The sequence below is a fragment of the Thermomicrobiales bacterium genome (genome assembly GCA_037045155.1).
GTDB lineage: Bacteria > Chloroflexota > Chloroflexia > Thermomicrobiales > CFX8 > JAMLIA01.
Map to the genome: position 1 here is coordinate 627,973 of JBAOIG010000002.1, position 10,222 is coordinate 638,194.

10 protein-coding genes are annotated in these 10,222 nt (G+C 66.8%); 3 read left to right on the top strand and 7 right to left on the bottom strand.

All coding sequences use genetic code 11. From position 1 onward, the window contains the following. Positions 1-45: 45 nt before the first annotated feature. Positions 46-1,026, bottom strand: a complete 981-nt coding sequence (locus tag V9F06_03135; GenBank protein ID MEI2616623.1) for an NAD(P)-dependent oxidoreductase — start codon at positions 1,024-1,026, stop codon at positions 46-48. A gap of 2,022 nt (positions 1,027-3,048) precedes the next feature. Here V9F06_03135 and V9F06_03140 point away from each other — a divergent pair. The 3 genes from V9F06_03140 to V9F06_03150 are packed head-to-tail and all read left to right on the top strand — an operon-like array spanning position 3,049 to position 5,289. Then, positions 3,049-4,053: an HAD-IIIC family phosphatase gene (locus V9F06_03140; GenBank protein ID MEI2616624.1), complete on the top strand. Its 1,005-nt coding sequence runs from the start codon at positions 3,049-3,051 to the stop codon at positions 4,051-4,053. A gap of 58 nt (positions 4,054-4,111) precedes the next feature. Next, positions 4,112-5,035 carry a class I SAM-dependent methyltransferase gene (locus tag V9F06_03145; protein ID MEI2616625.1) on the top strand — a complete coding sequence of 308 codons (924 nt, stop codon included), beginning with the start codon at positions 4,112-4,114 and terminating at the stop codon, positions 5,033-5,035. 56 nt (positions 5,036-5,091) lie between these two features. Beyond that, entirely contained in the window at positions 5,092-5,289 is a 198-nt protein-coding gene (locus V9F06_03150) for a hypothetical protein (protein MEI2616626.1), read from the top strand. A 190-nt stretch (positions 5,290-5,479) separates the two neighbouring features. On the opposite strand, the gene V9F06_03155 is transcribed toward V9F06_03150, so the two are convergent. The 6 genes from V9F06_03155 to V9F06_03180 form a co-directional block, all read right to left on the bottom strand. After that, positions 5,480-6,268 carry a hypothetical protein gene (locus tag V9F06_03155; protein ID MEI2616627.1) on the bottom strand — a complete coding sequence of 263 codons (789 nt, stop codon included), beginning with the start codon at positions 6,266-6,268 and terminating at the stop codon, positions 5,480-5,482. Between the two features lie 242 nt (positions 6,269-6,510). Continuing rightward, positions 6,511-7,161, bottom strand: coding sequence for a sensor histidine kinase (locus V9F06_03160; GenBank protein MEI2616628.1), 651 nt, complete (start codon positions 7,159-7,161; stop codon positions 6,511-6,513). Then, the gene (locus tag V9F06_03165; GenBank protein MEI2616629.1) at positions 7,049-7,759 is read right to left on the bottom strand and encodes a CHASE3 domain-containing protein; all 711 of its coding nucleotides are present in this window, start codon (positions 7,757-7,759) and stop codon (positions 7,049-7,051) included. The genes V9F06_03160 and V9F06_03165 overlap by 113 nt, the downstream gene beginning before the upstream one ends. Before the next feature lie 119 nt (positions 7,760-7,878). Beyond that, positions 7,879-8,574, bottom strand: a complete 696-nt coding sequence (locus tag V9F06_03170) for a Crp/Fnr family transcriptional regulator (GenBank protein MEI2616630.1) — start codon at positions 8,572-8,574, stop codon at positions 7,879-7,881. A gap of 473 nt (positions 8,575-9,047) precedes the next feature. Then, positions 9,048-9,302: a hypothetical protein gene (locus V9F06_03175; protein MEI2616631.1), complete on the bottom strand. Its 255-nt coding sequence runs from the start codon at positions 9,300-9,302 to the stop codon at positions 9,048-9,050. A 62-nt stretch (positions 9,303-9,364) separates the two neighbouring features. Continuing rightward, entirely contained in the window at positions 9,365-9,769 is a 405-nt protein-coding gene (locus tag V9F06_03180) for a sigma factor (GenBank protein MEI2616632.1), read from the bottom strand. Positions 9,770-10,222 lie beyond the last annotated feature (453 nt).

A 10,222-nucleotide genomic window follows, 5' to 3' on the forward strand; every position in this document is an offset into this window, starting at 1 on the left:
GATCCACAGCCCATCCTACCCGGTTCTGCTCCGGCGTCCAGCGTCCTATTGCGGGCCGTTCGCGCGAACCCAGTTCAGGTAGATAGCGACGCCCTCGTCGAGCGGCGTGCTCGGCGCCCAGCCGAAGTCGGCAAGGATGCGGTCGTTCTTCGGGCGTGGGCCGCGTGGCGCGTCGCGCAGCGGAGTGTTGGCCTCGTCTTCCGGCACGAGCCGGTACTCGATCTCCGGCCAGGCGCGCTTGAACGCCGCGAGCATTTCGCCGATCGAATATTGCCGGCCACAGGTGATCGAGTAAACGTCGTGCGGCAGGTTCGGAGTGGCCCAGGCGCGAACGATTCCTTCGGCGATGTCCTCGACGAATGTCCAGTCGTGGTACGGCCCGTCCAGGCTGGCCACGCGCAGCTCCTCGCCGGCTGCTAGCACCCTCAGCATCTCGCGGAGCTCGGTTGCCCCTACGTAGCCCGGTGTGTCACGTTCCATCGGGCCGTAGACGTTCGCTGGCCGCATCGAGACGATGTCCAGCCCGAACAGCTCCTTGTAGCGCATCGCGATCCGCTCGCTGGCGTACTTCGTGATCCCATAGAGGTTCGTGGTCCGGCTGGGCGCGTCCTCGTCGATCGTTTCTCCAGTGTGCCCGCTGCCCCAGACAGCGCCGGAGCCGACATAGACGAATCGCTCGAAGCCAGGCAGGGCACGGGCAGCCTCGAGGGCATTGATCGTTCCGCCGAGGTTGACATCGATCACCCGTCGCGGCTCCTTCTGCTCGCGCCAGAGACGTGGGGTGATCGCGGCCGTGTGGATGATCCTCGTGACGCCGGCCTCCTGGGCGATATCCAGCAGGTGCTCACCGTCGGTGACATCGCCATGGACGAAGGTGACGTTGGCGACCGCGTCATCCAGGTGCTCGCGCAGGACATCGTCGACTGGCATCAGGTCGTACGAGATAACGCGCTCGCCGCGTTGCGCAAGCTGGCGCAGGACAAAGCTGGGAACCCACCCGTTCCCACCGGTCAGAAGCGTCGTCACGTCGTTTGTTCCTCTCGTCTCGTCGTCGATGGCGCTGGATACCAGTATGCGTCGGCGTGACACAGCGTGGATTGTCGATTGGCGTGATTCCTGCTAATCTGGCCAAGCCGCCTCCGAATCGCGGCGAAACGGGAGATCTGCGTATGCGTCATCGCCTTCCCGGTAGCTCCATCCTCGGTCCGGTTTCTGACCTCGCGACGGTTGCCCTCCTGCTCGCGCCGCTCGTTGTCGCTGCCGCCATCACCGCTGGTCTCGTGGCGTTGGCCGGCCGGGTTATGGCTTGGTCATGGTACCTGGCGCTCGTCCTCAGTCCCGTGATCTACGTCGTCTGGTTGTGGGTATTCCTGGTCCTCTCCGGGCTCATCGTCGGCGCGATCGGCCGAAGACATCCCAAGCCGAGATTTCGCGCAATCCCAGGCCAGACACATGTCCGCGCTGTTCTGAAGGATGATCTCGGCGTCATCACCGCGATTGTTTGCTACCGCCGCCTGGCGCTCGTTCAGGGGTTGCCCTTCATCCACGTGATCAGCGCAATGCCGCTCTTCTTTCGCACGGTCCTGCGGGCGTATTCGCCGTCGGCAACGATCGGGCATGGAGGCGTGAGCTGGGGCGTCATCTATGACCCCGATCTCACGAGTATCGGCGACCAGGTCGTTATCGGTGGCGGGGCGGTGGTTGTGGCGCACAGCCTGTCGATGCGCCCCGACGGGGGATTGGTCTACGTGAGCGCGCCGATACGGATCGGGAACCGCGCGACCATCGGTGGCGAGTCGCGCGTTGGCCTCGGCTGCACGATCGAGGATGACGCAATCGTCGAGCCGGGCGCGGTCGTCGCGGCGCTCACCCACATCCCCGCCGGCGAGGTCTGGGGCGGCAATCCGGCGCGCTTCCGGCGCAAGCGGGACGACCTCGGCCCAGCGCGCTCCCCGGCCGATCAGCCAGTAGCCAGCGTCATGCAACCCAACGGCGCGTATTCGGCGGCGCCCGACGACCTGCGTCGACTCGTGATCTCCGCGCTCAGTCTCGATGAGCGCGAGACGCCGGCCGATCTGAGCAGCGACACATGTACGGTCTGGGACTCGCTCGGCCAGCTCGCCATCGCCGCCGCAATCTTCGACCGCTACGGGGTAACGGTCGCCGAGGACGACATCTATAAGCTCAGGTCGCTACACGATGTCGATGATGCGATCCAGGGACGATTGGTCCCGGCGACGAGAGAGCATGAGGACGGCGTTGACGCCCCGGTCACACAGCCTGGTGAGTATCTGCCGCTGCCCGATGACCTCGAGATGTTGCCGTTGCTCGACCATCAGGCTGCGACACGGGCGATCGCTGCCCGCCACGATCCCCCCGTCGCCACCACTCAGCAGATCCCGGTCACCGTCGCGGCGACATTTGTCGCGCAGCCGCTTGCGCCCGCGCTGCGGCTCTGGGGCGGCGTGATGGGGTTTGACATCGACTGCAGGTTTGCCGACTACGACCAGATCGTCCAGACACTGCTCGACCCGTCCGGCCCGTTCGCGAACGGTCTCTCGGTGGTGAACGTCGTCCTGGCGCGACCGGAGGACCTCTGGGCCGGCAACGAGGCCGATACGACGGCGCGACTGGATCAGATCGTCGCGGCGCTGGGGCAGTCTGTCGCGGCGCGAGGGGCGAGCGAGCTGCTGGTCGGGACGCTGCCGCCGGCCGTGTCGGCATTTTCCCCGCTGGCCAACGCCGATACTGCCTGGCTGCGCCATCAGTGGCACACGCGGATCGGCGGGCTGCCCGGCGTTGGCTGGTTCGACTTCGCGGAGGTCGTCGAGCATATCGGGGTCGAGCGAGCGCGAGATAGCGCCAGCGAATCATTGTCGCGCGCGCCGTACTCGCCACTCCTCTACCAGGAGCTCGGCATCGCGCTGGCCCGCCACGTCCGCTCGCGGCGGCGCAGCCCGGCCAAGGTGATCGCAGTCGATTGCGACAACACACTCTGGGGTGGGGTTGTTGGCGAGGTCGGGCTGGACGGAATCGAGCTCGGCGAGGATGGCCCCGGGCGCGCCTACCAGCTTCTTCCAGCAGCAGCTGAAGCGGCTCAAGGAGCGGGGCATCCTGCTTGCGGTGGTCAGCCGCAACGAGGAGGCGGATGTCCTGGAGGTGTTCGAGCGCCACCCCGGCATGGTGCTCCGGCCGGACGACATCGCGACCTGGAGCGTCAACTGGCGCCACAAGTCGGAGAACCTGCGCTCGCTCGCCGAGGAGATGAACCTGGGGCTGGACAGCTTTGTGTTTCTGGACGATGACCCGGCGGTCCGGGCGGAAGTGGCAGCGCGCGCGCCGGAGGTCCACGTCGTCCCCTTGCCGAGCCGCGCGACGGGATACGCCGAGGCGCTCGCGCGGCTCTGGCTATTCGATGGCGCCCAGGCGACGGATGTGGACGCGGCGCGGACGCAAATGATGCAGGAGGAAGGACGACGCAAGCGCGAATCGACGGCAGCCGCCAGCATCGACGAGTTCCTCGCCGGGCTGGACCTGCGGGTCGAGATGCGACCGCCGGAGGACACTGAGTGGGCGCGTGTCGCTCAACTCACCCAGCGCACCAATCAGTTCAACCTGTCGTTGAAGCGTCGCACCGTCGAGGAAGTCCGGGCATTGGCCGGCGAGGAGGCGGTTCTTGTCTTGAAGGCGGCCGACCGGTTCGGAGATTACGGCCTCGTCGGGGTGGTATTCGTCCGGACGCCGGACGCGGCCCGCTCGGCCGAAATTGACACGCTGCTGATGAGCTGTCGGGCACTCGGCCGGGGCGTCGAGGATGCGTTCCTCGCTGGCATGGCGGCGCTAGCCGCCGGCCAGGGAGCAACAACCCTGGTCGCGCCATACGTCGAAGGAAAGCGCAACGCGATGGTGCTGGACTACCTGCGACGCAGTGGATTCACCGAGCAGGGCTCCGGAGCATGGACGCTCTCGATCGTCGATCCGCCCTCACTGCCGGCCCACGTCCAGTTCGATAGCCCCTTGCTCGTCACGACCGGCGCTCCCGGGGGCAACTGAAAGGATCGTCTTGATGGAGACAGTGTCTTGCCTGCTCTGCGGATACCCAGGGAGCACGGTGCGCGTGACTGGGTGGGATCGTATGTGCAATGTGCCGGGGGTGTACACGCTGGTCGAATGCGACCGATGCGGCTTCCTCTACCTGTCGCCGCGCCCCGATGCGGAGGAGATCAAGCGTCACTATCCGGAGGAGTACCCGTTCTACGCATCGTTCTTCGACCAATCCTCCTACATCAAGTCGATCGGTGTCTATGAGCTGACCAAGCGCGCCCAGCAGGTGCTCGACGCGGTGAGTGGCGGGCATGACGTGCTCGATATCGGCTGTGCCGTCGGCGACTTCCTGTCGATGATGAGCTCGAAGGGCTGGAATGTGCGTGGGGTAGAACCCGACCCTGGCGCGGCTGCCTATGCCCGCAAGCGACACGGGATCGACGTGTTCAACGGCTATCTCGAAGAGGCTTCATTCGAACCCGAGTCATTCGACGCCGTGACAATGTGGGAGGTTCTTGAGCATACTCCCCAGCCCCTCGATACGCTGCGGCGCGCCTTCGATCTGCTCCGGCCCGGCGGCGCGATTGTCATGTCGGTGCCAAACCGGGACTCGCTCGAATCAAAGGTGTTTGGGACATACTGGATTGGCAATGACTTCCCACGCCATTTCTCCGTGTTTTCGCCGAAGCACATGCGTGTGGCGCTGAGCTCGGCTGGATTCGTCGAGCCGCGAATCATCAGCCAGCGTGGCCGTCTGGGGGCGATGCATAACGAGATCGCCTGCGGGCTTGGCAGCATCGACCTCTGGCTACACGCTGGAGACCGCGATCGCGGCGCAAGGCGCATCGCAGATCGCGTCCTGTTGCCGATTGTCACGAAGCCTGTGGGTGTCGTCCCCATCTTCATTGCGTCGTTGCCGATGTCGGTTGCGATCCGGAAGCTGAACCTCGGGTCGCAGATGATCGCCGTTGCCCACAAGCCAGCCGCCTGATCTGCCTGGCCCGCGTACACTTCGCTGAATCCGCTTGGCGGAGAGAGGGGTAGCGTGTGGCGCTTCGGATCGCGATCGACAACAGGCTGGAGACTGCCCGGCTGACCTATCCGTTCGAGGCGGGTTGGGTCGAGCAAGGAGGAGTTTCCCTTGTCGCGGGCCTGACCTCGACCCGGGCGGCCGAGGTGGATATCGCCCTGCTCGACAGCGTTTCGGCGCTCTCGATGCTGGCGAATTTCGCCGTCCTGTCCTGATCTGGCGCTTGTCGCCCGGCGGGCGACGATGCTGACGCTGGCGAGTGCCGCGCGGCCGCGCCGACCTCGACTTCGGCACGATCACCCGCAGCGCCCCGTGATGCACCTTGAGCTCCACCCGCTTCGAGGTCGATCAGTTCGCCGTCTATCACCGCCTTGGCCGAGGCCTTGCGGCGCGGGAAGATGAGCGTCAGCTCGCGTGCACTTCCTTTTCCGACACCAGCGGATGCTGCTTCCAGGTGCCGAACGGCAGCGTGACCACCAGCCGGGCCAGTTCGGCCGGCGGCATGGGCTTGACCACGTAGACGCCGAGCACACCCTGGTCGACCTGTCTCGGCATAGGGCATGTGCCCCTCGCCCATGCACGTTGTTGGAGACCGCGATCGCCGCCGCCTTGCGCTGTTTCGATGCGCGTGCGCAGTGCGGATCTCCGCTTCGAACACCAGCGGCCGCGACAGCAGCCTCGGCAACGGCGCGGAGGCTGGCCAGCATCTTGCCCCAGCGGCTGCGATAGGGCAGCCCCTCGCGAATCCTGCACCAGCCGCGAGTGCAGCCCGACCGAGAACTGGTGCACGAACGGCCGGCCGTTGGCGGTGGCGATATCGACCGCGACCGACCTCGCCCCCGGCCAGTGGCTTCGAGCGCGGCATCGAGGTTGAGCGGGATGCTGCAGCGAGCGGGCGAACAGGTTCATCGTGCCGCCGGGCAGCACGGCAAGCGGCATCTCGTGCTTGAAGCAGATGCGCGGCGGCAGCCGAGATGGTGCCGTCGCCGCCGCCGGCGAGCAGTGCCGTCCGAGGCCGGATCGCTGGCCGCCCGCTCGAGCTCGCGCGATCAGGTCCTCGCCCTCGCACGATCGCGGCACTCGAGCGAATGGCCGTGCGCGGCGAACACCTGCTCGCGCATTGGCGGCGAACGCCGCCGTGTCCATGGTGCGGAAGGTGCCGCCGTTCTTGTTGATGACGCCGATGAAATGCATGCTGCCCCTGCCGCTGTTTCGCCTCTGGCAACGGCCGGAGGTGCCGTCGCGGTTCCTCGATCAGCCTCTGGACGACTCTCGAGGTTGGGCAGGTGCACCAGCACCGACGGTGCCGCCGCCCGGTCGCGCGTCCGTAATCGGCGCGTGCCGCCGAACTGCCGCGCCAGCTGCTTGATGATCAACCGCGCCGAGCCCGCTCCGAGCGCGCCGATACGGCCTCGGCGAGGCCGAGGCCCGCCCCGTCATCCTCGACGCCGAGCCGCGCGCCTGCCGTCGTCGCCGCGATCGAGCCGGATCCAGATCCTGCCCGCCCGTCCGTCGGCGAAGGCGTGCTTGATGGCGTTGGTGACCAGCTCGCTGACCACGATGCCCAGCGTCGTCGCGTCGCGCGCCGGGATCACCAGCGGCTCGAAGTCGCTGATGGAATGCGATGCGGTCGCTCGGCCGGCACCGATTCGCGCGAGGTCACCGACCACGGCGTCGAGGAACTCGGCGGCATTGGTGGTCTCGAGATCGGCGCCCAGCCGCAGCCGCCGGTGGCCGGAGGCGATGGCCTGCACCCGGCCCTGCGCCGCCTCGAGCGCATTGCGAACCTCCTCGGACTGGCTGCGCGCCAGCTGCAGGCCGAGCAGCGACGAGACCGTCGCCAGCGAGTTGCCGATCCGGTGATTGGTGTCCTGCAGCAGCGTTTCGAGCCGCGCCCGCTCCCGCTCGGCCCGCTCGCGGGCCTCCTCGACCTCGGCGGTCCGCGCGCCTGGACATGCGCCTCGAGTTGCTCGTTCAGTGACGACCAGCGCGGTCTCGCTGTTGCGGCGAGCGCCGCGACCTGCCGCTGGGCGCGCGGCGAACAGCGCATAGGCAAGGACGCCCGCCGCCGCGAGGGCGGCGACGATGGCCGCGCACCAGCCCCTGGCGATACCCTGCCATCTGCGCGTTGCGCTCGACTAGCCTTGCGTCCTCCTCGGCGATGAAGCTGCGCAGCGTGTCGCGGATCGCAGTCCATGAGCGCCTGGCCCTCACCGGAACGGGCGATGGCCAGCGCATCGTCGACATCGCCGCGCCGACGTCAGTTCGATGGTGCTGCGCCAGCTCCTGCCCGCTTGGCCAGTGATCTCGGGCTGCCATGCCCTCGATCCGCAGTCGCTGCGACGGGTTGTCCCGGATCACGTCGCAGCGAGTCTCTGGTAGGTTTCCGCCATGGTGGCGACCGCCCGGTTGTAGGGCTCGAGATAGGCTCTGGTCCTGCGTCAGGAGGTAGCCGCGCTGCCCGGTCTCGGCGTCGACCAGCGCCAGCATCAGCTCGCGGGCCTGCCGCCGCACTTCGTAGGTCTGCGCGATATCGGCGAGCTGGCTGTCGACGGTCCGCACCAGGAACAGCGAGGCAGCGGCACGCCACCAGCACCAGCAGCCATCGACACCACGATGGCGAGGCGGCGCACGGGTCCGAATCGAACCGGACGAACAGCGCCGGTCTGCGGTGACGTCAGTCATCGGCGCACGGACCTTCGAGACTCGAGGAGAAGCGGCACGCCTGCCCACAGCGGGCAGCCACCAGCACTTCCCTCACCCTAGCCGTCCCCGGTGGCGACAATGCGGCCCGTTCCGTCAAATCAACGGCCGCCTCTGCTCGCCCAGGCCTGCCCCATCCGGCCACCTCGCGCAGATCCTGGCTCGTCGAGCACCTCGCAGGCGCGGTCGTGCCAGCGGATCAGCTTGCGGTCGGCGAGCTTTCGCAGCGTCTTGTTGGTGTGGACGATCGACAGCCCGAGCGTGTCGGCGACATGCTGCTGGGTGATCGGGATCAGCAGGCGCTTCTCGTCGGTCAGGCCGACCTGCGCCGGCGCGCTGGTAGAGGAAGGCGATGAGATAGGCCGCACGCTCCATGCGCGCTGCGGCGGCCCGACGCTCAGCAGGTTCTCGTCGAGCATGCGCTCCTCGCGCGAGGCGAGCCAGGTGACGTCGAAGGCGAGGCCGGGCTGGTTGCGGAACAGCTTCGGCAGGCTGTCGCGCTGGAACACGCACAGCACCACCGGCGACAGCGACTCCACCGAATGCTCCATCTCGCCGATGACCGAGCCCTGCAGGCCCACCAGATCGCCAGGCAGCAGGTAGTTGAGGATCTGCCGCCGCCCGTCCTCGAGCGTCTTGTAGCGGAACGCCCAGCCCGACAGCAGCGTGAACAGCTGGGCGCTGTGCGCTGCCTTCGGACGAGGATCATCGAGCCGGCCTCGGCCACCAGTTCGCCGCGCTTGAAGCCGGAGACGAACTTCAGTTCCTCGGGCGTGAACGGCACGAAAGTGCTGCATTGCCACGCAAGCGGACATGCTTCGCAGGGAACGCGACGGGCGGTGGCGGGGGTCAGGGACATCGCTCACGGCTGGGTTCCCCGCCACAATCCGTTGCCGAATGCGCCAGCATAACGCCAGCGCGTCCGACGCGGTTGCGCGCCGGACGCATGTCATTTTTTAAATGACCAGCTGAGGCTCGCTGCAGCAATGCCAGGCCAATACCAGCGTCATGGACCCACCGGATATGCAATCGGATCAGCGTGCTCTCATCGTCGAGGAAGAATACCTCATTGCCGCTCGACATCGAGCAAGCGCTGCTGCCGGCAGGAGCGGCGCGCATCGAGATCCCGCATTTTCGCAGATCGTGGACGCGGCGCACAACTGCTCGATCTCGGCGCGTTCGACCTGGCGGTCGTCGAAGCCCAGCTCGGCGACCCGCGAAGTGGTCGCCTTCGCCGAGCGCCTCGCGACGGCCGGCGTTGCGGTCGTCGTCACGTCGGCCGACCGGGCCGTCGACGAACGCTGTCACTCAGGCGCCGCCGCCCTCGATAAAGCCCTTCGATCGGCCGAGCGATGGCCTGCTGATTGCGCCGCCTGCGAGCCGCCGCCCGAGCAAGCGCTTCAGCTGAAGATGCGGCGAGCGTCGTCACCTGCGACGACACGGCATCGGGGCCGTAGTCGGCTTCGCCGGCGATCTGCAGCACCTCCTGCAGCTTGGTGCGGGCCCGGCTGACGCGGCTCTTCATCGTGCCGACGGCGCAGTGGCAGATCTCGGCCGCTTCTTCGTAGGAAAAGCCGGAGGCGCCGATCAGGATGATCGCCTCGCGCTGGTCGTGCGGCAGGCTGTCGAGCGCCGCGCTTGAAGTCGGCCAGGTCCATCATGCCCGTATTGCGAGGGGTGCACGGCCATGCGCTCGGTGAAGGCGCCGTCGGTGTCCTGCACCTCGCGGCCGCGCTTGCGCATCTGGCTGTAGAACTCGTTGCGCAGGATGGTGAACAGCCAGGCCTTGATGTTGGTGCCCATCTCGAAGCTGTCCTGCTTGGCCCAGGCCTTCATCACGGTGTCCTGCACCAGGTCGTCGGCCTTGTCATGGCGCCCCGACAGCGACACAGCAAAGGCACGCAGGCTGGGCAGAGTGGCCAGCAGCTCGCGCTTGAAGCTGGGTGTCTCGGGCCTGTCGATGCCCGAGGTTTTGGTCGCGGGAACAGCCATCGCTTCACTCGCCTTCGCAGGACTTCGTGCTCTGCTGTTCCAGCTGCGTCGAGGCGGCTCGAGCAGGTCGATGAAGCGTGGTGGGGATGTCTTCGTTCCTGCACTGCGCCGTATAGCGCACGCAGCTTGTTGCCGATGTCCGAGTTCGGACCCGAGGCCATCATCGCGCCGCCGCCGCATGCGTGCTCAATATCGTTCATTGTCGTTCTTGTCTCTCATATACCCTTCGCCCCACAGCAGAATCTTGACGCCCCATGCATGCCGGCCGTCGCAGCTAAATGCGCCTGCGACAAAAAAAGTTCCGATCAGCGGCTGGAACCATAGTTTCGGACCGCCCTCGTTTTGGACCCGTGGTAAGCTGCTGAAAGCGTCACGGGAGTAGTACTATCGATGTCTTTGTCCACGCGGATCGCCCCGCACCTCCCCTACCTGCGCCGTTTTGCGCGTGCATTA

Bases quoted from the DNA above. Each gene is read 5' to 3' on its own strand.
- V9F06_03175 (MEI2616631.1), bottom strand. From the start codon at position 9,302: ATGAAGAGCCGCGTCAGCCGGGCCCGCACCAAGCTGCAGGAGGTGCTG.
- V9F06_03165 (MEI2616629.1), bottom strand. From the start codon at position 7,759: ATGACTGACGTCACCGCAGACCGGCGCTGTTCGTCCGGTTCGATTCGG.
- V9F06_03155 (MEI2616627.1), bottom strand. From the start codon at position 6,268: ATGCATTTCATCGGCGTCATCAACAAGAACGGCGGCACCTTCCGCACC.
- V9F06_03140 (MEI2616624.1), top strand. From the start codon at position 3,049: ATGGCCCCGGGCGCGCCTACCAGCTTCTTCCAGCAGCAGCTGAAGCGG.
- V9F06_03170 (MEI2616630.1), bottom strand. From the start codon at position 8,574: ATGCAGCACTTTCGTGCCGTTCACGCCCGAGGAACTGAAGTTCGTCTC.
- V9F06_03180 (MEI2616632.1), bottom strand. From the start codon at position 9,769: ATGGCTGTTCCCGCGACCAAAACCTCGGGCATCGACAGGCCCGAGACA.